The sequence below is a fragment of the Microvirga brassicacearum genome, from assembly GCF_008757455.1.
Lineage (GTDB): Bacteria > Pseudomonadota > Alphaproteobacteria > Rhizobiales > Beijerinckiaceae > Microvirga > Microvirga brassicacearum.
The window spans coordinates 1-23,180 of record NZ_VCMV01000031.1 but is presented as its reverse complement, the minus strand read 5'-3'; the positions used below and the strand labels follow the sequence as shown (position 1 = coordinate 23,180).

At 64.6% G+C, this 23,180-nt stretch carries 14 protein-coding genes and 1 tRNA gene; 13 read left to right on the top strand and 2 right to left on the bottom strand.

All coding sequences use genetic code 11. From position 1 onward, the window contains the following. Positions 1 to 70: 70 nt before the first annotated feature. The 11 genes from FEZ63_RS17580 to FEZ63_RS17530 all read left to right on the top strand — a co-directional run bounded on the left by FEZ63_RS17580 (position 71) and on the right by FEZ63_RS17530 (position 15,364). Positions 71 to 1,450 (top strand): ATP-binding protein, encoded by a 1,380-nt coding sequence (locus tag FEZ63_RS17580; RefSeq protein WP_150946905.1) that lies wholly within the window; start codon positions 71 to 73, stop codon positions 1,448 to 1,450. 72 nt (positions 1,451 to 1,522) lie between these two features. After that, a complete protein-coding gene (gene ccmI / locus FEZ63_RS17575; protein WP_150946887.1) occupies positions 1,523 to 2,611 on the top strand; it encodes a c-type cytochrome biogenesis protein CcmI in 1,089 nt (362 codons plus the stop codon). A gap of 26 nt (positions 2,612 to 2,637) precedes the next feature. Beyond that, complete coding sequence (gene ccmE, locus FEZ63_RS17570; protein WP_150946903.1) at positions 2,638 to 3,099, top strand: cytochrome c maturation protein CcmE; 462 nt, start codon at positions 2,638 to 2,640, stop codon at positions 3,097 to 3,099. A 13-nt stretch (positions 3,100 to 3,112) separates the two neighbouring features. Further along, complete coding sequence (locus FEZ63_RS17565) at positions 3,113 to 5,095, top strand: heme lyase CcmF/NrfE family subunit (protein WP_150946884.1); 1,983 nt, start codon at positions 3,113 to 3,115, stop codon at positions 5,093 to 5,095. Next, positions 5,092 to 5,559 (top strand): cytochrome c-type biogenesis protein, encoded by a 468-nt coding sequence (locus FEZ63_RS17560; protein ID WP_150946882.1) that lies wholly within the window; start codon positions 5,092 to 5,094, stop codon positions 5,557 to 5,559. Before FEZ63_RS17565 ends, FEZ63_RS17560 begins: the two co-directional genes overlap by 4 nt. 130 nt (positions 5,560 to 5,689) lie before the next feature. Further along, positions 5,690 to 5,763, top strand: a tRNA-Cys gene (locus FEZ63_RS17555). Between the two features lie 200 nt (positions 5,764 to 5,963). Then, positions 5,964 to 7,178 carry a S1C family serine protease gene (locus FEZ63_RS17550; RefSeq protein ID WP_150946880.1) on the top strand — a complete coding sequence of 405 codons (1,215 nt, stop codon included), beginning with the start codon at positions 5,964 to 5,966 and terminating at the stop codon, positions 7,176 to 7,178. Positions 7,179 to 7,359: 181 nt separating this feature from the next. Continuing rightward, positions 7,360 to 8,055: a winged helix-turn-helix domain-containing protein gene (locus tag FEZ63_RS17545; RefSeq protein ID WP_150946878.1), complete on the top strand. Its 696-nt coding sequence runs from the start codon at positions 7,360 to 7,362 to the stop codon at positions 8,053 to 8,055. 145 nt (positions 8,056 to 8,200) lie between these two features. Beyond that, a complete protein-coding gene (locus FEZ63_RS17540) occupies positions 8,201 to 9,607 on the top strand; it encodes a HAMP domain-containing sensor histidine kinase (RefSeq protein WP_150946876.1) in 1,407 nt (468 codons plus the stop codon). A gap of 48 nt (positions 9,608 to 9,655) precedes the next feature. Further along, on the top strand, positions 9,656 to 12,691 hold the full coding sequence (locus FEZ63_RS17535; protein ID WP_150946874.1) for a bifunctional [glutamine synthetase] adenylyltransferase/[glutamine synthetase]-adenylyl-L-tyrosine phosphorylase: 3,036 nt from the start codon (positions 9,656 to 9,658) through the stop codon (positions 12,689 to 12,691). A gap of 312 nt (positions 12,692 to 13,003) precedes the next feature. Further along, on the top strand, positions 13,004 to 15,364 hold the full coding sequence (locus tag FEZ63_RS17530; protein ID WP_162419773.1) for a calcium-binding protein: 2,361 nt from the start codon (positions 13,004 to 13,006) through the stop codon (positions 15,362 to 15,364). A gap of 268 nt (positions 15,365 to 15,632) precedes the next feature. On the opposite strand, the gene FEZ63_RS17525 is transcribed toward FEZ63_RS17530, so the two are convergent. Both FEZ63_RS17525 and pepN read right to left on the bottom strand, forming a co-directional pair. After that, entirely contained in the window at positions 15,633 to 17,957 is a 2,325-nt protein-coding gene (locus FEZ63_RS17525; protein ID WP_150946869.1) for a sensor histidine kinase, read from the bottom strand. Between the two features lie 193 nt (positions 17,958 to 18,150). Further along, positions 18,151 to 20,802, bottom strand: a complete 2,652-nt coding sequence (gene pepN / locus FEZ63_RS17520) for an aminopeptidase N (protein ID WP_150946868.1) — start codon at positions 20,800 to 20,802, stop codon at positions 18,151 to 18,153. 284 nt (positions 20,803 to 21,086) lie between these two features. On the opposite strand from pepN, the gene FEZ63_RS17515 reads away from it, so the two are divergent. After that, positions 21,087 to 21,527 carry a VOC family protein gene (locus FEZ63_RS17515; RefSeq protein WP_150946866.1) on the top strand — a complete coding sequence of 147 codons (441 nt, stop codon included), beginning with the start codon at positions 21,087 to 21,089 and terminating at the stop codon, positions 21,525 to 21,527. Between the two features lie 99 nt (positions 21,528 to 21,626). After that, positions 21,627 to 23,108 carry a xanthine dehydrogenase small subunit gene (gene xdhA, locus FEZ63_RS17510; protein ID WP_150946864.1) on the top strand — a complete coding sequence of 494 codons (1,482 nt, stop codon included), beginning with the start codon at positions 21,627 to 21,629 and terminating at the stop codon, positions 23,106 to 23,108. The last annotated feature ends 72 nt before the right edge of the window (positions 23,109 to 23,180 follow it).

Below are 23,180 nucleotides of genomic sequence, written 5' to 3'. Positions count from 1 at the left end.
CCGCCCGGTCCTCGATCGGTTCCGTCCGATTTCAGATCGGCTACGTCCGATTTCAGATCGGCTACGCCCGATCTCCGATCGGCTGGCGGGCCGCTCGATCGCGGTTCGGCTTGCAGCCTCCGCCTTGTTCTGGAGCTTCGTGATCCTGCTCATCGCGGGCCTGATCCTGTCGGCTCTCTATCGTGACAACACCGAGCGGGCCTTTGATCAGCGGCTTCTCGTCTATGCCAATACCCTGGCGTCGAACCTCGTGGCGCCGGGCGATCCGGACCGGGATCTCGGGCCGGTCGGCGATCCGCGTTTCGAACTGCCCTTCTCCGGCTGGTACTGGCAGGTCGGCCGTCCGGGCGCGGCGCCGGTCGATATCCGCAGTTCGAAATCCCTTTTTGGCGGCCAGTTGCCGTCGCTTGTCCCGCCCGACGACAAGAATTTCGGCCAGGTCCGCCGCGGTTACGGCAACGCGCCCGACGAGCGCGAACTGCGCGTCATCGAGCGCGACATCGATGTGGGCGAGGATGGCCGCTTCATCATCCGCGTGGCCGGCCCCGCCGACGAGATCGCCACCGACGCCCGCCGCTTCGTCCTGGCGCTTCTCGTCACCTTCACGCTGCTCGGTCTGGCGCTCGGGTTCACGACGCTGCTGCAGATCCGTTTCGGCCTGAGGCCGCTTTCCAATCTGCGCGCGGCGCTCGGCGCCATCCGGCGTGGCGAGGCCGATCGGGTGGCGGGCGAATACCCGCGGGACATCGCGCCGCTCGCGACCGATCTCAATCTGCTGCTCGATACCAACCGCGAAATTCTCGATCGCGCACGCACCCAGGTCGGCAATCTCGCACATGCGTTGAAGACGCCGCTCTCCATCGTCGTCAATGAGGCCGAGAACGCACCGGAGGAAGTCGCGACCAGGATCCGCGAGCAGGCCGGCCTGATGCGGGATCAGGTCAATTACTATCTCGATCGCGCCCGCGCCGCCGCACTTGCGGGGACGCTCGGCACCTTGACGGAGATCGAACCCATCATTGCCGGCCTCACCCGCACTTTCGCGAAGATCTATCGCGACAAGGACCTCAGCATCGAGATGGCGATCACGCCCGGCTTGCGCTTTCGCGGCGAGCGGCAGGATCTCGAGGAGATGGCCGGCAACCTCATCGACAACGCCGCCAAATGGGCGGCCGGCAAGGTGCTGGTCGAGGGCACGGTCAACCGGGCCGATCCGCAGCGCCCGCGCTTCTTTCTCATCATCGACGATGACGGCCCCGGCCTGCCGGAGGCTGGGCGCGTCGAGATGCTCAAACGGGGGCGACGCCTCGACGAGACCAAGCCGGGCTCCGGTCTCGGCCTGTCGATCGTGAGCGATCTCGCGGCGCTCTATGGCGGAACCCTGAGGCTCGATGCCTCGCCGCTGGGGGGCTTGCGGGCGGTGCTCGAACTGCCGGGAGGCCTGAATTGAAGGCCGGCTTCTTTCCCGCGTGACACCGTGCCGCCGTCGTGCTTGACGGAAGCGCACGCTAAGTAGGCTCCCATGATGATCTGGATCATTCTCCTGGCAATGACGGCCGCAGCCGTGATGGCGGTCCTGTGGCCGCTCTCGCGCCACGGTGCCATCAGCCGGCAGGTGGACCCCAACACCCAGTTTTACCGGGAGCAGGTCGCCGAGATCGATCGCGATCGCGACCGGGGCGCGCTGCTGCCCGCGGAGGCCGAGGCCGCGAAGGCCGAGGCCGGGCGCCGGCTTCTGCGCGCGAGCCACGCCGCCGACACGATGCTGGACGCCGTCGGCGAACCGGCCCTGCGGCGGCGAAGGGCTGCCTCCACCCTCGCATTATCGGTAATCCCGATCCTCGCCCTCGCGGTTTATGGCGGGCTTGGATCGCCGCATATCCTGGAACGATTGGGCAGGGTGCCCGTGACGGGGCAGGAAGCCAGGACCGATATCGGCTCAGCCGTCGCACAGATCGAAGCGCACCTTGCGACGAACCCGCAGGACGGCCGCGGCTGGGAGGTGATCGCTCCGGTCTACCTCCGCATGGGCCGGATGGACGATGCGGTGAAGGCTTATGAGGCGGCGCTCCGGCATCTTGGCCCCGACGCTGCCCGCCTGGCAAATTACGGCGAGGCATTGGTGATCGCCAGGGACGGGCTCGTTTCCAAGAATGCCCAGACGGCATTCGAGAAGGCGGTCGAACTCGATCCCTCATCCGCCAAGGCGCGCCTGTATCTCGCCCGCGCGGCCGAGCAGGACGGACGGATCGGCAAGGCGCGAGAGGATTACGCCGCGATCCTGACGGCGTCTCCGACCGATGCGCCATGGGTCCCGCTGGTTCGCGAGCAATTGGCGCGCCTCGACGGCCAGCAGGCCGCGGTCGCATCACCCCTCGATAACGAGGCGATTGCCGGAATGGTCGCGAGCCTTGCAAGCCGGCTTGAATCGCAAGGCGGCAGCGTCGACGAATGGGCGCGGCTCGTGCGGTCTTATGCGGTGCTCGGGCAACGCGACAAAGCCTCCGCCGCCGCCTTGAAAGCCCGTCAGGCGCTGGCGAAAGACGCCGACGGCCTTAAGGCCATCGACACGATGACGCGAGAACTCCAGTTGACGAACGCGACCCCATGACGACCCAGACGCCGCGCACCCGCAGGCTGACCCGCAAGCAGCGCCGTCTCACGCTCATCGCCGCGGCGGGCTGCGTCCTCGGCGTGGCGCTGGGGCTCGTGCTCTACGCTATGAACGACACGATTCTGTTCTTCAACTCCCCCGCCGACGTGCAGGCAAGAAACGTGCAGCCCGGAACCCGCTTCCGCCTCGGCGGCCTGGTGAAGGAGGGTTCGGTCAAGCGCAGCGACGGCCAGCAGGTCGTCTTCGAAGTGATGGACGCGCAGAGTGCCATCCCGGTGCGTTATCAGGGCCTTCTGCCGGATCTTTTCCGGGAAGGGCAGGGCATCGTGGCCGAAGGTGTCCTAGAGGCATCTGGTGTTTTTCGGGCCGACAGCGTATTGGCCAAGCACGACGAAAACTACATGCCGCGCGAAGTGGCCGATGCCCTGCGGCGTCAAGGGCACTGGCAGGGCGAGGAAAAAGCCTCACAACAGGCCGAGCAATAGGGAGAGAGCCGCCGTGTTGGTCGAGGCCGGACATTTCGCGCTCGCGCTGGCGCTTGGCTTATCGCTGATCCAGTTCATCGTGCCGCTCTGGGGCACGCGGGCGAACGATCCGGTGCTGATGAGCGTGGCGCCGACCACCGCGTTGGCGGTCCTCGCATGCATCGCCTTCGCGTTCGTCGCGCTGACGGTCGCCTATGTGACCTCCGATTTCTCGGTGCTCAATGTGGTCGAGAACTCCCATTCGACCAAGCCGCTGATCTACAAAATCTCGGGCGTGTGGGGCAATCACGAGGGGTCGATGCTCCTCTGGGTCCTCATCCTCAGTTTTTTCGGCGGCATCGTGGCGATTGCCCGCGACAGCATCCCGGCGCGGCTGCAGGCCAATACGCTGGCGATCCAGGCTGCCATCACGCTGGCGTTTCTGGCCTTCATCCTCACGACATCGAACCCGTTCGACCGTGTGGTTCCGGCACCCGCAGACGGACAGGATCTCAATCCGCTGCTGCAGGATCTCGGCCTCGCGATCCATCCGCCGCTGCTCTATGTCGGTTATGTGGGCTTCTCGATTTCCTTCGCGTTCGCCTGCGCGGCGCTCATCGACGGCCGCATCGATGCAGTGTGGGCGCGGATCGTGCGTCCCTGGACGCTGACGGCCTGGGCCTTCCTGACGCTCGGCATCGCGATGGGATCGTACTGGGCCTATTACGAATTGGGTTGGGGCGGCTGGTGGTTCTGGGATCCGGTCGAGAACGCCTCCCTGATGCCGTGGCTTGCGGGAACGGCCCTGGTGCATTCCACCGTCGTGATGGAGAAGCGCGACTCGCTAAAAGTCTGGACGATCCTCCTGGCGATCCTGACATTCTCCTTGTCGTTGCTCGGCACCTTCCTGGTTCGCTCCGGTGTGCTCACATCGGTCCATTCCTTCGCGGTCGATCCAGAGCGCGGCACCTTCATCCTCGGTATCCTCGTGGTATTCATCGGCGGTTCGCTGGCGCTGTTCGCGTGGCGTGCGCCGAGATTGCAGCAGGGCGGCGTTTTCGCGCCGATTTCGCGCGAGGGCGCGCTCGTTCTCAACAACCTGTTTCTCGCCACCGCCTGCGCGACGGTGTTCATCGGAACGCTCTATCCGCTCGCCCTCGAAGTGATGACCGGCGAGAAGATCTCGGTGGGCGAGCCTTTCTTCAACCTGACGTTCGTGCCGCTCATCGTGCCGCTGCTGCTGCTCCTGCCTTTCGGCCAGACACTGGCTTGGAAACGCGGCAATCTGCTCGGCGCGGCGCAACGTCTTTATGCGGCACTCGGGCTTTCGCTCCTTCTCACCATCGTGGTGTTCGCGTTCACCCATGATGGACCGGTGGCGGCGCCGCTCGGCATCGGTCTTGGCACCTTCCTGATCCTCGGCTCGCTCAACGAAATCGTTACGCGGTCGTGGACGAAGGGTGGCGATTGGGCCGTCATGAGGCGCAAGGCCTTTGGCCTTCCCCGTTCGGCCTGGGGTTCGGCGATCGCCCATGCGGGCGTCGGGCTCACCGTTATCGGAATTGCCGCCACCGCATGGGATGTGGAAACCCTCGGCACGCTGCGGAGCGGCGAGCGCCTCGGCGTCGGACCCTACGAGGCGCGTCTCGAGCGCATCGTGCCGCGACGCGAAGCGAATTTCCGCGAGGATGTGGCGACCCTGACGATCCTTCGCGGCGGGCAGGAACTCGGCACGGTCGATACCATGAAGCGGCTTTACGTAACGCGCGGCATGCCCACCACCGAAGCGGGCATCATGACCCGCGGCTTGAGCCAGATTTACGTGAGCCTCGGCGAGATCCAGCCCGATGGGTCGCTCGGCATGCGTCTCTATTACAAACCGCTGGTCCTGCTGATCTGGCTCGGGGCCGTCGTGATGGCGGCCGGCGGCGCGCTCTCGCTCACCGATCGCCGCATGCGCATCGCCGCACCGGCGAAGTCGCGACGGCTTCCCGCGAACCCGCTGCCGGCGGAATGACGACGATGCGCGTGGTCCTCGCCATCGTGGCCATTCTTTTCTCGCTGGGCAGCGCCCATGCGGTGCAGCCCAACGAGGTGCTCAAGGACCCGGTGCTTGAACGCCGTGCGCGCGACATCTCCGCAGGCCTGCGCTGTCTCGTGTGCCAGAACCAATCCATCGACGACTCGGATGCCGATCTCGCCCGCGATCTCCGGCTGCTCGTCCGTGAGCGGCTGACGGCCGGCGACACCGACGCTCAGGTGCGCGACTTCGTGGTTCAACGCTATGGCGAGTTCGTGCTACTGCGGCCGACCTTCCGCGGGCGCACGCTGGTGCTGTGGCTGACGCCGGTGCTGGTGCTCGTCGTCGGCGGCCTCGGCATATACACGACGATCCGACGGCGACCGGCGGCTGCCAGCCTGAATGCCGAGGAGACGCGGGCCGTCGAAGCGCTTCTGAAGCGTGACGAGGACACCGCCTGAGAGGCCGGAAACCGGCGCCGAATCCCGATGCAACCTCGTCACTCATCCGAAAGCTAGAGTGTCCCTAACCCGAAGGGGACGACGCGGCGGGCGGCGACTCAGCTAAGATGAAGGCACGACACGCGTCGGCGGCCTCGAGGCGGAATGGCGACGCACAGGATTGCAAATCCTGCCCACTTGGTTCGAATCCAGGCGAGGCCTCCACGCGTGTCGCTTAAAGATGACAGCGCGCCGGGTGGTGACGGCGCACTTGGCGCCCACGTCGCCGGTTGGTGAGGGCGCACTTGGCGCCCACGTCATCGTAACCTTACCAAGATTTCATCTTGTCGACGGAGTGCGGTAACCTGAGCAGCACCATGTTGCTCTCATGGCGAACCCAACAGGGTTCTCGCAGGAGAGTGACAATGTCGAACACAAATTCCCACCGGGGCAAACATCGCGCCATCAAGTTTCTGGGTGCGGCCGCCGTGGCGGCCCTGATTGCCGGTGGCGCCGTCGAAAGCGGTCTCGTTGCATCCACCCCCGCCCATGCCGAGCTCCGCTCGATGGCGCAGCCGGTGACCGGCGCTCCCGCCTTTGCCGACGTGGTCGAGCGCGTGAAGCCTGCCGTCGTCGCCGTAAAGGTGAAGGTGCAGAACGCCGCCGATCGCGACGATGGCGACGGCCAGCAATTCTCGATGCCCGATTTGCCCCCCGGCCACCCGATGGAGCGCTTCTTCAGGCAGTTCCGTGACCAGATGCAGCCGGGCCAGCGCGGCGAGCGCGGTGAACGTCAGCAGCGTCCGCGCCAGTTCGGCCAGTCGCTCGGCTCGGGCTTCTTCGTCTCGGCTGACGGCTATGTGGTGACCAACAACCACGTGGTCGACAACGCGGCCGAAGTGCAGGTGACGATGGATAACGGCGAGACGCTCGACGCCAAGGTCATCGGCGTCGATCCGAAAACCGATCTCGCGCTCCTCAAGGTCGAGGGCAGCGATTTCCCCTTCGTGAAATTGGCGCCGCAGAAGGCGCGGATCGGCGAATGGGTGCTGGCGGTCGGTAACCCCTTCGGCCTCGGCGGCACGGTCACGGCGGGTATCGTCTCGGCGCAGCACCGCGATATCGGCGCTGGTCCCTATGACGATTTCATCCAGATCGACGCCTCGGTCAACAAGGGTAATTCCGGCGGCCCGACCTTCAACCTGTCGGGTGAAGTGGTGGGCGTGAACACGGCGATCTTCTCGCCGTCCGGCGGCAATGTGGGCATCGCCTTCGCGATCCCCGCGAGCACCGTCGAGAACGTCGTTGCTTCGCTCAAGGACAAGGGCTCCGTGACCCGCGGCTTCATCGGCGTGCAGATGCAGCCTGTCACCAAGGAGATCGCGGAAGCGATCGGCCTCAAGGAGCCGAAGGGCGCCCTCGTGGCCGAAGCCATCAAGGACGGTCCGGCCGCCAAGGCCGGCGTCAAGACCGGCGACACCATCGTGGCGGTCGACGGCGAGCGCATCAAGGAGGCCCGGGACCTCTCCCGCCGCGTGGCGCAGGTCGCCCCCGGCAAGTCCCTGTCGCTCACGCTCTATCGTGACGGCAAGGAACGCACCGTGACGCTCGAGGTCGCTGGCCAGCCGAAGGGCGTCTGACGCCAGGGCTGCCGCGAACACCCGGCCGATCCCGCCCCCCGCGGATCGGCCGGGTGCTGGACACCGGTGTCTCTAGCCTATAGCCCCGCGTAACCGGTGTTTTCTGCCCACGGCAGGCTGGCCGATATGCCTCCTCCAGGGCCGGCCTGCCGTCGGGCGCATTTTTCGTTACAGTCAGGCCATGCGGATTCTCATCATCGAAGACGACAAGGAGGCTGCGGCCTACCTCGTCAAAGCCTTCAGGGAAGCGGGCCACATGGCGGACCATGCGGCGGACGGCCTCGACGGCTACGCCATGGCCGAGGGCGGCGACTACGACGTGCTGGTGGTCGACCGCATGCTGCCGAAGCTCGATGGCCTCTCGCTGATCCGGTCCCTGCGCGAACAGAAGATCGAATCGCCCGTGCTGATCCTCTCCGCCCTCGGTCAGGTGGACGACCGGGTCAAAGGCCTTCGCGCCGGCGGCGACGATTATCTCCCCAAGCCCTACGCTTTTTCCGAACTGCTTGCCCGCGTGGAAGTTCTGGCGCGTCGGCGCGCCAGCGTTTCCCATGCCGAGCCGACGACCTATCGCGTCGGCGATCTCGAACTCGACCGCCTGTCCCATCGCGTCACGCGCTCTGACCACGAGATCATCCTGCAGCCGCGGGAGTTCCGGCTCCTCGAATATCTCATGAAGAATGCCAACCAGGTCGTGACCCGCACGATGCTGCTCGAACACGTGTGGGATTATCATTTCGATCCGCAGACCAATGTGATCGACGTACACGTGTCGCGATTGCGCGCGAAGATCGATAAGGGCTTCGACAAGCCGCTGATCCACACCATCCGCGGCGCCGGCTACATGGTGCGAGTCGGCGGCGAGACCGACGCGTGAGCGGACACATCCTTTTCACCTCTCCCGTGAGGGAGAGGTCGAGCGCAGCGAGGGTGAGGGGGTACGCGCGTTCCGGATATGACGCCAGCCCTCACCCGGACCTCCGGTCCGACCTCTCCCGTGGGGAGAGGTGGAGAGAGGACGCATGACGGCGCTTGGGAAACTCATCCGCACGACGGCCTTCAAGCTCTCGTTCGCCTATCTGGTGGTGTTTGCGCTGTTTGCCTTTGCGGCTTTGGGCTACGTGGCTTGGAACGCGCAGCGCCTTCTCACCGATCAGTTCAACGCGACGATCGAGGCCGAGATCGGCGGGCTCGCCGAGCAATATCGCCTCGGCGGTCTCAGGCGTCTCGTCAACATCGTCGAACGGCGCTCGCGCGCTCCCGGCGCCTTGCTCTATCTCGTCACCACGCCTTTGGGCGAGCGCGTTGCCGGAAATGTGGGAGCGCTTCCACCCGGCGCCGCCGATCACCCGGGCCAGTTCGAAACGGCCTATACCCGCACCGACGAGGCGGATGCGCCGCCGAGCCATGCGCTCGTGCGGGTTTACCGGCTTCCCAGCGGCTTTCATCTCCTCGTCGGGCGCGACATGGAGGAGAGCGCACGCCTGCGCGATGTCATCCGCCGCGCCTTCGGCTACTCGCTTCTCTTCATCGGCGTGCTCGGCTGCGCCGGCGGCTGGTTCATCACCCGTCGCGTTTTGAAACGTATCGACGACATGACGGAGACCACCCGCACGATCATGGCGGGCGATCTCAACGGGCGCCTGAAAGTCGCCGGAACGGGCGATGAACTCGACCGGTTGGCGCAGAACCTCAACCAGATGCTCGACCGCATCGGCGAGTTGATGCACGGCATGCGCGAGGTCTCGGACAACATCGCGCACGATCTCAAGACGCCGCTGACACGGCTGCGCAACAAGGCCGACGAGGCCTTGCGCCTCGCGAGGACGCCGGAGGAACTGAAGGCGGCGCTCGAGGCCAATATCGAGGAGAGCGACAACCTCATCCGCATCTTCAACGCGCTCCTGATGATTGCGCGATTGGAGGCCGGCAATGCCCGCGAGGGGTTGTCCGACTTCGATGCGTCGGAGGCGGTGCGCGACGTGGCGGAGCTCTACGAGGCCCTGGCCGAGGAGGCGGGCGTTCCGCTCAAGGTCCAGGTGGACGACGATTTGCCCGTTCACGGCAGCCGCGAGCTTCTCGGCCAGGCGGTCGCAAACCTTCTCGACAATGCGCTGAAATACGGCGCATCGGGTGAGCCCGAGGCTGCCGCGCGACCCGTTAGCGTCACGGCGAAGCGGGCGGAGGGGGAGGTGCGGATCGAAGTCTCCGATCGTGGTCCCGGCATCCCGGAAGCCGAGCGTGGCCACGTGCTGGAGCGCTTTGTGCGCCTCGAATCCGCGCGCTCGCGCCCCGGTTTCGGCCTCGGCCTCAGCCTCGCTGCCGCCGTCGCCCGGGTGCATGGCGGGACATTGCGGCTCGAGGACAACGCTCCCGGCCTGCGCGCCGTCCTGGCGCTGCCGCTGGCTCCCGCAATCGGCGAGGCCTGAAAGAAACGGGCATAGAGGCGATATTTCGGTTGCGTCGGTCCGGGTGGCATGGACACTCGACACCGGAGTGTGCCGCCGCCTTACGGGCGGCATCATGCTCCAGCGCGCAAACCCGATGGATCACCCGTGCCGGATCAGCCAAACGCCCTCATCGACCGCCTCACCCAAGCCCCGCCCGTCTCGGACACGAAGCGCGCCGAATCGCAACTGGCGGATTTCATCGAAAGGGCAGGCGATGAGCCGCAGAGCGCGGCGCTGCTGCCGCATCTCGCAAACGGCCTCTTTCACGACATCATCCTGTCCATCGCGGATCATTCGCCATTTCTGTGGCAGGTGATCCTCACCAATCCCGGCCGGCTGCAGCGCCTCGCGCTCAATGCGCCGGAAGAGACTCACGCCGAGATCGTGCAATCGCAGGCCAATCTCTTTCGCGAATTGCGGTCCGGTGCATTGGCGCGCGCCGATGTGGTGGCGGCGTTCCGGCAGAACCGCAATGCCCACGCGCTGCTTGTCGCCTTGGCGGATATCGGCGGCGTGTGGGACGTGGTGGAGGTGACGCGGGCATTGAGCGAATTCGCCGATGCGTCGGTGCGCGGCGGCGTCGATCTCGTTCTCACCGAAGCCGCCGATCTCGGCCGCATCGTCCTGCCAAATCCTGACGATCCGGGCGCGGGCTCCGGCTTCACCGTGCTCGCGCTCGGCAAGCATGGTGCCGGCGAATTGAATTATTCCAGCGACATCGATCTGGTGGTGTTCTTCGACCCCCACGCGTCGTGCCTGCCGGAAGGCGCGGAAGCGCCGACGCTCTATACCCGCATCGCCCAGCAATTGGCGCGCCTGCTGCAGGAGCGCACCGCGGACGGATATGTGCACCGCGTCGATTACCGCCTGCGGCCGGATCCCGGCTCGACGCCGACCGCCGTATCGCTGCCGTCCGCCTATACCTATTACGAAACCGTAGGCCAGAACTGGGAACGCGCAGCTCTCATCAAGGCGCGGCCGGTGGCGGGGGATCTGGCGCTTGGCGAACGCTTTCTGGAGGATCTGCGTCCCTTCATCTGGCGCAAGTATTTCGACTTTGCGTCGATCGCCGATGTCCATGCCATGAAGCGGCAGATTCACGCGGTGCGCGGCCACGACCAGATCGCGGTCGCGGGCCACGACATCAAGCTCGGACGCGGCGGCATCCGCGAGATCGAGTTCTTCGTGCAGACACAGCAACTGGTTTTCGGCGGAAGACGGCCGGGTCTTCGCGGCCGGCGCACCCTCGACATGCTGGTGGCTTTGCGGGACGAAAACTGGATCACCGATCAGGCGCGGGACGAACTTTCGGCCGCCTATCGCTTTCTTCGCACCATCGAGCACCGTTTGCAGATGGTCAACGACGAGCAGACGCAGCGGCTGCCCTCCGACGAGGCCGATCTGACCCGCTTCGCGCATTTCTGCGGCTATTCCGATCTGCCATCGTTCTCCCGCGCGCTGACCGAACAAGCGCAGATCGTTCAGCGGCACTATGCGCTGTTGTTCGAGGAAGGCCCGGAACTGGCCTCCGATATCGGCAGCCTCGTCTTCACCGGAACGACGGACGACCCGGAGACGCTGGCAACGCTCAAGCGGCTCGGCTTTCATGAGCCGGAGCGTGCGGCCGAGACCATCCGCGGCTGGCATTTCGGCCGCCGCTCCGCCATCACCTCCCAGCGCGCCCGCGAGGTGCTGACGGAGCTTGTGCCCGCGCTTCTCAGCGCACTCGGCGGCACGCCCGATCCCGACGCGGCGCTCGCGGCTCTCGACCGTGCTTTCGGACGCATGCCGGCGGTGGTCGAACTGCTCACCATCCTGCAATCGCACGACCGCTTGCGTCTGCTCTTCGCGGACCTTCTCGGCACCGCGCCGCGTCTCGCCGATACGGTGGCGCAATCCCCCCACGTCCTCGATGCGCTCATCGACCCAGCCTTCATCGATCCGTTGAGCGACGATGCGGGCATCGAAGAGCAGGTGCGGCAGATCATCGGGACACCTGCCGATTACGAGGAGTTCCTCGATCGCTCGCGTGATGCGGCCCGCCAGATGCGGTTCGTCACCGGCGCGCGCCTTCTCTCCGATATCCTCTCGCCCACACGGGCGGGCGAGGCCTATGCGGCGATCGCGCGGGCGATGGTGCGCGCGTCCTTCGCCGAAGTGCGGCGCAATTTCGAGGCCGATCACGGCGTCGTGCCGGGAGCCGAAATCGCCATCCTGGGCCTCGGCCGGCTGGGCTCGCGCGAGCTCACGGCCGGTTCCGATCTCGATCTCGTGGTAATCTACGATTTCGACGAGAACCGGCGCGAGAGCACCGGTCCGCGCAAGCTCGATGTGGTGGTGTACTATACTCGCCTGACCCAGCGCCTCGTCGCCGCGCTCACGGTGCCGACGCGGCGCGGATTGCTCTACGAGGTCGATTTGCGCTTGCGGCCGCAAGGCGGGAAGGGGCCTGTCGCGTCGCAATTCCGCGGCTTCGTCGAGTATCAACGGAGTGAAGCGGACCTGTGGGAGCACATGGCGCTGACACGCGCACGCGTGATCGCCGGCAATGAGGACTTCGGAAAGCGGGTCGAGAAGGCCGTTGCGGATATCCTCGCAGCGCCGCGCGATCCGAAGAAGGTGTTCAAGGAAGTCGGTGCGATGCGCGAACTGATCGCGCAGGAAAAAGGCGACGATGATCCCTGGGACCTGAAGCTCGCGCGCGGCGGCTTGACGGATCTCGACTTTATGGCGCAGGGGCTGGTGCTGGCCCATCCGAAAAAGATTGCGTTGGCGCCCGGCGCATCAACGCCGCAGGTGATCGAACGGGCAGCCGGCATCGGCCTGCTCGCCGAATCCGATTCGCGCATATTGCTCGATGCTCAGCAGGTGATGAACGATATCTTCCAGTGGCAGCGGCTGATGGTGGAAGGTTCATTCGATGCGACGATGCTGTCGAAGGCGATCTTGCAGCGCCTTGCTTCCGTAGCGGGCCTTCCAACCGCCGCAGCGATGCAGGCCCACGTGATGCAGTTGCGCGCGAAAGTAGTACGAATTTCGCATGGAATTTTCCGGGCCTTATAATCAAATACTCCTCTCCATATTAGTATTAATATCGGTATTGTATTTTGTTGTAAGAATTTGATTGAAATTAATTAACTTATGAAGTTCGACCTGTTTTTTTATTTAAGTGAAAATTTTTTTTCATGACAATACGATAAATTCAACTTCCAATCGCCATTTCCCAACCGTAATGCCACGACAGTGATGTTGTGGTGTGACGCCTCTGCGGTCATTTTTTCTTGCAGTTGACATTCCGACGCCACGTTCGAACGCGGCGCTCAGCGTCAATGGCAAGTATGGCGCGTGCATCTAGCGCCGACGATGGGGGCGAAGATGACTTTCTCGATCGAACAGGCGATGGCCGCTTACTTTGACAATAGCGGAGGAGGTGGCGTCTGGTACGGCGGAACGGGTGTGAGCGGGGGACCGGTCACCGGAAATCCGACCGGTGGCTCGGGAACAGGTTCTTCATATCCGCCTCCCGGAGGGGCGGCTTCGTCCACGCCTGATGAAGGCGCGCCGGAAGGCGAATTGTCCAACGACCTGAGCCCGGCCTACAATCCTGACCATATCGATATCTATGTACTGGCTCCAAAATTGATAGATGACAGTTTCATCGATCGAGCAGGGTTTTGGTCGTTTCTCACCCCCTATACGGACCAGTTGCACCACACGCTCTACGGCGACCTCTACAACTGTCCGCATATCGCCATCGATCCGCTTTCGGGTTATGAGACGTATGGCGAACATTTCGCGGACGGCCACGTGCATGAGTTGCCGCTCGGAGCGGTGGACAACAATGGCGACGGCTATGCGGATGACAGCCCCGACCAGTATCCCGGCAACACCACCGGCAACAGCACCGACGTCGTAATAAGTTTCAGCTTCAGAGCTTATCTCGGAACCGAAAGCGACGATCTGCTTTCGGGTAGCGGCTGGTTGTCCGGGGGCGCGGGCAACGACTCCCTCACGGGCGGCGCCGAATCCGACATGCTGAGCGGTGGCGACGGCAATGACATCCTGGTCGGTGGCGCGGGCGCCGATCATTTGAATGGTGGAGCCGGTTTCGATATCGCCGCTTACGAAAATGCAACGTCCGGCGTCAGCGTCAGTCTCATCGATGGGACAGAGCTTTCCGGCGACAGGTTGCTCAGTATCGAAGGCTTGTCGGGATCGTCCTATAACGATCAGCTTCTAGGCGATTCCGCCGACAACATGCTCCTCGGCAACGGCGGCAACGATCTTCTCGACGGTGGCGATGGCGCTGACGTTCTCCACGGCGGCGAAGGCGACGATACCTTGGTCGGCGGCAACGGCGATGATCGCCTGATCGCCGGCATCGGCAACAACATTCTGCGCGGCGGCGCAGGTGCCGACGCACTCGACGGCACCGGTGGCTGGGGCGTTGCGGACTACCACACGGCCCAGACGGCTGTGACGGTGAATCTCGATGGCTCGGGCAATTCGGGCGACGAGGCAGCCGGCGACACCTTCGTCAACGTCAATGGTGTCCAGGGCTCGGTCTTCGCCGACACGCTGAACGGAAACGCCAATGCCAATTGGATTCTTGCTGACAGCGGCAATGACACCGTCGATGGCGGCGCCGGCAACGATACGGTCTATGGTGGCGACGGCGACGACATGCTGGTCGGCGGCGCGGGCGACGATTATCTCATCGCCGGCATCGGCAACAACGTCCTGCGCGGCGGGGCGGGTGCCGACAAGCTCGATGGGACTGGTGGTTGGGGTATTGCCGACTATCACACGGCACAGACGGCCGTGACGGTCAATCTCGACAACTCCGGCAGCGTCGGCGACGAGGCAGCGGGCGATACTTTCGTCAACGTCCATGGTGTGCAGGGTTCGGTCTTCTCCGACACGCTCAACGGCAATGTCAACGCCAACTGGATCCTCGCTGATAGCGGCAACGACACCGTCAACGGTGGGGCCGGCGATGACACCGTCTATGGCGGCGATGGCGACGACCAGCTCGTCGGTGGTGCGGGGAACGATCATCTCGTCGGCGGCATCGGCAACAACGTGCTCGAAGGCGGCGCCGGCGCCGACATCCTGGACGGCACCGGCGGCTGGGGCGTTGCGGATTACCGCAATTCCGATGCGGTGACGTTGCGCCTCGACGGTTCGGGGAGTTCCGGCGGCCAGGCAGCGGGCGATGTGTTCATCAACGTCAACGGCGCCTTCGGTTCGGCCTTCGGTGACTCGATCAGCGGCAATGCCAATGCCAACTGGATCATCGCCTGCGATGGCAACGATACTGTCCTCGGCGGCGCGGGCAACGACTCGCTCTGGGGCGCCGAAGCCAATGACAGCCTCAACGGCGGTGCCGACGACGATCTGCTTCTCGGCGGTGCCGGGTCGGATGTTCTGACCGGTGGCTCGGGCCGGGATCTGTTCGTGTTCGATGCGGCGCTCGGCAATGGCAATGTCGACCGGATCACCGACTTCAACGCGGCGGACGACACGATCCAGCTCGACCGCGGCATCTTCTCGGCCTTCGGCGCGACGGTGAAGTTCAGCTTCGGACAGGTTGCGAGTGGCGGTACTGCCGAGATTATCTGCAACGGTGGCGATCTCTATTATGACGCCGACGGTCTCGGCGGCGGACTTGCGGTGAAGTTCGCGACTGTGACGAACCCTTACGCGCTGACGGCGGCGGACTTTCTGCTGATCTGATCGGATAGGTTGCGCCGATCCGGCGGACTGACTGTCATTCAAAGACAAAGCGCCGGCGCAATCAACGCGCCGGCGCTTTTGCTTTCGCGCTGCTGTCCGGCCCTTTGGAGATTCAGCGGCCGCGTCCTCTGGTCTTGCGGCCTTGTCCTTCGTCACGTCTTTCGTCGGGAGAGGTGGACGCCTGCGGGATCGCCCCGTCGCGGAAGGCAACGTCGCGTCGTCGATCATTGCAAGCCGTGGCGCGCCCGCGACTTTGGCGAGCCGTGCTTCACGCAGCCGCGTCACCCAGCGCGATATCCGCGTTCGTCGCTTCCGTCAGCGGCAGGTGGACCAGCACGATGGTGCCCACCCCTTCCTGGCTTCGGATGCGCAGTGCGCCGCCATGGAGTTCGGTGAGGGAGCGCGCGATGGCAAGGCCGAGGCCCGAGCCCTTGTAGCTCTTCGAGAACTCGGTCTCGACCTGTTCGAAGGGACGCCCGAGTTTCTGCAGGGCGTGGTCGGGAATGCCGATGCCGTTATCTTCCACGTAAAGGTTGATGGCGTCGCCCGCCTGCCGGGTGCGCACCGTGATGCAGCCGCCGTCGCTGGTGAATTTGGTGGCGTTCTGGAGCAGGTTGACGAGGATCTGGTGGATCGCCCGCTCGTCCGCCGGCACCACGATATCCTCGGGGATCACGTCGACCGTGATGGTGAGGTTCTTTGCCTTGATCTGCTCGCTCACCAGTCGCAGCGCGCGCTGGATCGATGCATTGACGGCAATCGGCTGCTTGGTGAGGCTGGTGCGTCCGGCCTCGATCCGCGACATATCGAGAATGTCGTTGATGACTGAGAGCAGGTATTCGCCGCTGCCGCGGATGTCCGCGCAATATTCCTCGTACTTCTCGGAACCCAGGGTGCCGAAAATGCCGCTCTGCATCACTTCCGCAAAGCCGATGATGGCATTGAGCGGCGTGCGCAACTCGTGGCTCATATTGGCAAGAAATTCGGACTTCGCCCGGTTGGCGCTCTCGGCCTGCGCTTTCTGGTCGAGATAGCGCTCCGCGAGATCGGCCAGCTGCTGCGTCTGCGCCTGCAATTTCTGACGCGACTGCTTGAGATCCATGACGGTGGCGATCAATTCCTTTTCGGAATCGACAAGCCGGCCTTCGTGGCGTTTGAGCGCCGTGATGTCGGTGCCGACCGACACGTAGCCGCCATCCTTGGTGCGGCGTTCGTTGATCTGCAGCCAGCGTCCATCCTGCAGGCGCGCCTCGTAGCTGCGCGCGCCGATTTCCTCCTGCCGCCGCATGAACTGGTGCTGCACTTCAGCGGGGCGCCCCTGCGCCATCACTTCCGCATAGGTCTTGCCTTGCAGTTCGGCGTCCGATGGCAGCTCGTGCAGCTTGTGGAACTTGGAATTGCAGAGCACGAGCTTGTTGTTGGCGTCCCACAGCACGAAGGCCTCGGAGATCGCCTCGATGGCGTCGTGAAGGCGCGCGTCGGCTTTCGCCGTTCTCTCTTCCAGTCCGCGCTGCTCCGTCACGTCGACGGCAATGCCCACCAGGTGGCTTGCGGCATCGTCGGGGTCGTCCATCAGTTCCGCACGGGCGCGCAGCCACACCCATTCGCCGGCGGAACTGCGGATGCGGAATTCATAATCGAGCAGCGAGGTCTTGGCGGAGGCGAGCTGTTCGGCGAGCGCGTAGAGATCCTCGTCGTCCGGATGAATCATAGCGTTGACTTCGCCGAAGGACAAAAATTCGTCCTGCCGCTCGTAGCCGAGCAGCTCGTACATGGAATCCGACCAGTACAGGCGCCCGCGTCCGATATCCCAATCCCACAATCCGCAGCGGCCGCGATTGAGCGCGGAATCGATGCGGTCGCGCACCTTCTCGCAGACCTCGTCTGCGGCGCGGGCGCGGTTCGCCTGCATCACATAGGCGATGCCGATGCCGAGAAGCACCACGATCGTCGCCCCGAGCAGCGAGACGTGGCCGATGGTGCGCGACAACCAACCGGAAAGAACACGCGGCAGGGGCTGCACCAGCGCGATCTGCCCGGAGGATGCCGGAAGCGACCGCACGGTCGCGATGGCATCCTCGCCGCTTGCGAGCTTGATCGTCATCACGCCTGCGCGGTCGGCGAAAGTGGTCAGCGGCTGCGTTTCGCCCAGCAGGTCAAGCAGCGTCGCCGGAATGCTGATGGTGACCGGATGGGTCGCCAGCACCTTGCCGGCGGCGTTGACGAGCACCAGCGTGCGGCTCTGCGCGAGCGCGCTCGGGGGGATGGTCCGCACCAGCGCGTCGAGCTGCGCCGCAGCGGCATTGCGGTCGGTTGGCGCCGGGTGGACGCCAAGCTTGACCGCTGCCAGCGACGCGATGATGTCGATATCCGCCACCGCATCGGCAAGCGTGCTCTCGCGCCCGTCGCGCACCTGGATCCATGCGCTCGCCGCGAGCGTCAGCAAAAACAGGGCGAGGAGCGCCGGAACGGCCAGCCGCAGCAGGGGTTCGTATTGTTCAAGTCGTCGATAGGTGGGGTTCGCGTCCGATCGCGTTACCCCCAAGATCGTGCCCGCGCGTGCGGGAACGCTCGCGGTCGCTGCCCCCGCCATGCGTAACCTCCGGAATCCTAGTCGTCCTCATTCGGAAGGACGTGCCGCATCTCTCCGAATCACTAACAATAGAATCACGAGCGAGTGATTTGTCTAGCGGCGAGAGCGTCTAGGTTAATAAAATATTTCCATGAGGCTATTTTGGGCGTCGGGCACGGTCGCGAGCGGTGCCGCAAAGCACCGATACAATCCCTTACGGTTGCTCGCTTTCTTCGAGTGTGCGGTGCACGATATCGCTCGCATCACGCGACAGGCCGGGAGCCACCGCGATTTGCGTCAATGCCGCTTTTGCTTGTGCGCGGCGCCCGCTTTCCATCATTCGCCATGAACTGAAGGCCGTCAGCAGCCTTGCGGCGAGCTGCGGATTGAGCGCATCGACGCGCAGGATGGTGCCCGCGACGAAGCGATAGCCGGCACCATCGGCGCGGTTGAACTGCGTCTGGTTCAACATCGCGAAGCTGCCGACCAGGGACCGGACGCGATTGGGATTGCTCAGCGCGAAGGCGGGGTGATTGAGCAAGGACTCGACGCGAGACAGGGTCTCGGGCTCCTCGATGGCGGCCTGAAGCGTGAACCACTTGTCGAGGACCAGCGGTTCGTCGCGATAACGCTCGCCGAAGCTCGCCAGCGCATTCTCGCGCGCCTTGCCCGGGATGGTGGTGAGGGTGTTCAGCGCCGCAAGCCGATCGGTCATGTTCGCGGCCGCTTTGAACTGTGCGCCTGCGAGCTCCTCTCCCATGAAGCGATCAGCAGCCGGCAGAAGCTCAAGAGCGATGTTGCGCAAGGCCCGCCGCCCGGCGCTCGCCGCATCGGGGCTGTAGGCGCCCGCATCCTCCAGATCGTCGTAGAGCCGCCGCAGCAGCGTTGTGTTTGCCTGCGCAAGGTGGCGCCGCAAGTCGGTGCGAGCGCGGTGAACTGCATCCGGATCGACCTCGGAGGCGATTTCCTGCGCGATCTCGGCTTCTCCCGGTTGCGTCAGGACAAGCGCCGCGAATGCCGGATCGCGCAGCGCGTCGCTCTCGAGAAAGCTTCCGAGCGCAGCTGCCAGCGCGGCGATCTCAGGCCCGTCCACCTTTTCGTGTTTCGAGAGACGCACGAGAAGGCGGAGCGAGACGCTTTGCGCGGCCTGCCAGCGGTTGAACGCATCCGTGTCGTGCCGCAGCAGCACCAGCAATTCGTCATTCGACAGGTCGAGCGCGACTTTGACCGGCGCGGAGAAATCGCGGAACACGGACGGGGCCGGGCGCTGGGGAACGTTGGTGAAGGTCAGGCTGTCGCTTTCCCTGTCCAGCATGAACACGCCCTGCGGGCTGATACGGTCGCTTCTCGTCGCAAGCGCGCTGCCATCCTGCGCCACGAGGCCGAGGCGGATCGGGATCGCCATCGGCCGCTTCACGGTCTCGCCCGGCGTCGCATTCGTCGCCTGCGCGAAATCGAGGCGGTAGGTCCGTGCCAGGTCGTCATAAGTCCCCGTCACCGTGACCCGCGGCGTTCCCGCCTGCGCATACCATTGGGCGAAATGCGAAAGGTCGCGGCCGGTGACGTCGGCGAAGGCGGACAGGAAATCCTCCACGGTGGCGGCGGTGCCATCGCAGCGCTTCACATAAAGATCCATCCCGCGCCGGAAATCCGCGTCGCCGATGATCGTCTTCAGCATGCGGACGATCTCGGCGCCTTTCTCATAGACGGTCGCCGTGTAGAAGTTGTTGATCTCGCGATACTGCGTCGGCCGCACCGGGTGGGCGAGGGGGCCTGCATCCTCCGAGAACTGGCGCGCCCGCAGGGCCTTGACCTCGGCGATGCGGTGCACCGCGCGGGAGCGCTCGTCGGACGAGAATTCCTGATCGCGGAAAACCGTCAGCCCTTCCTTGAGACAGAGCTGGAACCAGTCGCGGCAGGTGATGCGGTTGCCGGTCCAGTTGTGGAAATATTCGTGCGCGATGATGGCTTCGATATTGGCGTAATCCGCATCGGTCGCCGTCTCGGGCGAGGCGAGCACGTATTTGTCGTTGAAGATGTTGAGGCCTTTGTTCTCCATCGCCCCCATGTTGAAATCGGACACCGCCACCACGTTGAATTCGTCGAGATCGTATTCGAGACCGAAGACGCGCTCGTCCCAGCGCATGGAACGCTCCAACGCATCGAGCGCGTAGCCGGCGCGATCCTCCTTGCCGGGTTCCACGTAGATCGCGAGCCTGACCTCGCGGCCGCTCATGGTGGTGAAGGTCTTTGCCACCCGACCGAGGCGGCCGCCCACCAGCGCGAACAGGTAGGCGGGCTTGGGATGCGGATCGTGCCAGACCGCGTAATGCCGGCTGGTCCCTTCGATCGCGCCGGCCTCGACCGGGTTGCCGTTGCCGAGCAGAACCGGGGCCTCGGCTCGTTCGGCCTCGATCCGGGTCGTGTAGACGGCGAGCACGTCCGGGCGGTCGAGAAAATAGGTGATGCGGCGGAAACCGTCGGCTTCGCACTGGGTGCAATAATTGCCGCCGGAGCGATAGAGGCCCATCAGCTTGGTGTTCGCGGTCGGGTCGATCTCGGTCTCGACGCTGAGCGTGAACGGCCGCCGCGGCGGCTGCGCGATGGTCAGCCCTTGCGACGAGGCCTCGAACTCACCCCCCGGCAGGCTGCGGCCATCGAGCGCGAGCGCCTTGAGATTGACCTCGTCGCCGTCGAGGACCAGCGGCGCATCGCTGCGGCCATGCGGATTGGGGCGGATCGCCATGGTGGCGGTAACCCGCGTCGCGGTGGGATGAAGGCGCACGTCCAGTTCGACCCGGTCGATCAGGAAATCGCTGGGCCGGTAATCCTCGAGGCGAATGATCGGGGCCGAGTCGTCACGCATGGGGTACTCTCGTGATGGTTTGCGGTCGAAGGCGGCTATAGGTTTATCATCGCCACCTTGGCCCTTTGTGCCTGATCTCTCAGGTGATGGTTAGTGCTATTCGGCACAAGGTGGATCGCGAAGCGTTGAACCGCTCAGGAGAAGGCCTTCGGCGGAGCCGGAGGCCGTGCTGTCAGGGTCTCGCCTTTGGAGACTTGATCTGTGCAAAAAATGCGCCATGACCTTCGGATCGCACCGGCGACCCGCCCGGGCCGACGGTTCGCACATGAATTAAAGGAAAGACGATGAGATATCTGCACACCATGGTTCGCGTGGCCGACCTCGACCGGGCGCTCGATTTCTATGTCGGGAAGTTCGGTCTTGTCGAAACCCGCCGCACCGAGCACGAGAAGGGGCGCTTTACCCTGGTGTTCCTCGCCGCGCCGGGCGATGCGGATTCGGCCCGCGACACGAAGGCGCCGCTCCTCGAACTCACCTTCAATTGGGATCCCGAGACCTATACGGGCGGCCGTAATTTCGGCCACCTCGCCTATGAGGTCGACGACATCTACGCCGCCTGCCAAAGGCTCATGGATGGGGGCGTCACCATCAACCGGCCGCCGCGCGACGGCCACATGGCGTTCGTCAAATCGCCCGACAATATCTCGATCGAGTTGCTGCAGCGCGGTCCCGCCAAGCCGCCGCAGGAGCCATGGGCGTCCATGCCGAACACCGGCGCCTGGTAGCCTCTTCCGGCCCTCGATCAGGGGGGCGCGAAAAGGCCTTGCTCCGACCCTCAACCCGGCTCACCATGACGAGCCGGGTTGTTCCGGCGGAGGATAATCGTGACACGAGAAGCGATCCGCTTTTGGCGGCATGGGCAGCCCGTTGAAATCTCAGGCTTTCATCCACGCACCACGCTTCTTGACTACCTGAGACTGAACCAGCGGCATTTCGGCACCAAGGAAGGCTGCGCCGAGGGCGATTGCGGTGCCTGTACGGTCGCGCTCGGGCGCCTGCGCGACGGGCGGGTGCATTACGAACCCATCAATGCCTGCATCCTCCTGCTCGGGCAGATCGACGGCAGCGAACTCGTCACGGTCGAGGATCTGGCGGTCGAGGGCAGGCTTCATCCGGTGCAAGCCGCGATGGTCGAGATGCATGGTTCGCAATGCGGCTTCTGCACGCCGGGAATCGTCATGAGCCTGTTTGCGCTCTATCACGAAGGCGAGCGGCCGGTGCGCCGCGCCGCCGTCAACGATGCGCTGGCGGGCAATCTCTGCCGCTGCACTGGCTACCGGCCCATTTCCGATGCGGCTTTGCGGGCCTGCGCCGAGGACCCGGCCGATGCTTTCGCGACGCGGTCGACGCAGGTCGCGGCAGCCCTTTGCCGATTCAATGACGGCGATGACCTGTTCGTCGGCGACGCCACGCAGTTCTTCGCAGCGCCGGCGAGCGAGGCGTCGCTCGCCGCGCTTTACGCGGCCCATCCCGACGCCGTGCTCGTCGGCGGCTCCACCGATGTCGGGCTTTGGGTGACGAAAAACCTGATCGCGCTCGACAAGGTCATCTGGCTCGGCAACGTCGCGGGCCTGAAGGATATCGAAGACGCGCCGACGGTGCTTACCATCGGCGCCATGGCGAGCCACGCGGACGCGTTCGCCGGCCTTGCGGATATCGACCCCGATCTCGGCGAGATCGTGCGGCGTTTCGGTTCAGTGCAGGTGCGTGCATCCGGCACGGTCGGCGGCAACATCGCCAACGGCTCGCCCATCGGCGATCTGGCACCGGTCCTGATCGCGTTAGGCTCCGAATTGGAATTGCGCCGCACAGAGGGCACGCGCAGCATCCCGCTCGATACGTTCTTCATCGCCTATCGCAAACAGGACAGATTGCCCGGCGAATATGTGCGCCGCGTCATCGTGCCGAAGCTGAACGCGAACGAAGTCTTTCGCGCCTACAAGGTGACGAAGCGGTTCGATGAGGATATTTCGGCGGCGCTCGGAGCGTTCAAGTTCACGCTGGCGGGTCGCACCATCACCTCGGCGCGCATTGCTTTTGGCGGCATGGCGGGCATTCCCAAACGTGCATTCGAAACGGAGGCCGCGCTCATGGGCGTGTCTCTCGACGATGCCGCCGCCTGGGGCGAGGCATTGTCCGCGCTGGCGCAGGATTATCAGCCCCTCGACGATCATCGTGCCTCCGCCGCCTACCGATCGACGATCGCCCGCAATCTGCTCTTCAAGGCCCTGAGCGAAACCGCATCCGATGAAACCCGCGCGACACGGATCATCGGCCATCGGGATGCGCTGCAGGCAGCGGAGTAGGGCGATGGGCGACGAGCTGAAGGGTTCAACGGCCTCTTCCCCCCCCCTTGTGGGGGAGGGCAGGGTGGGGGG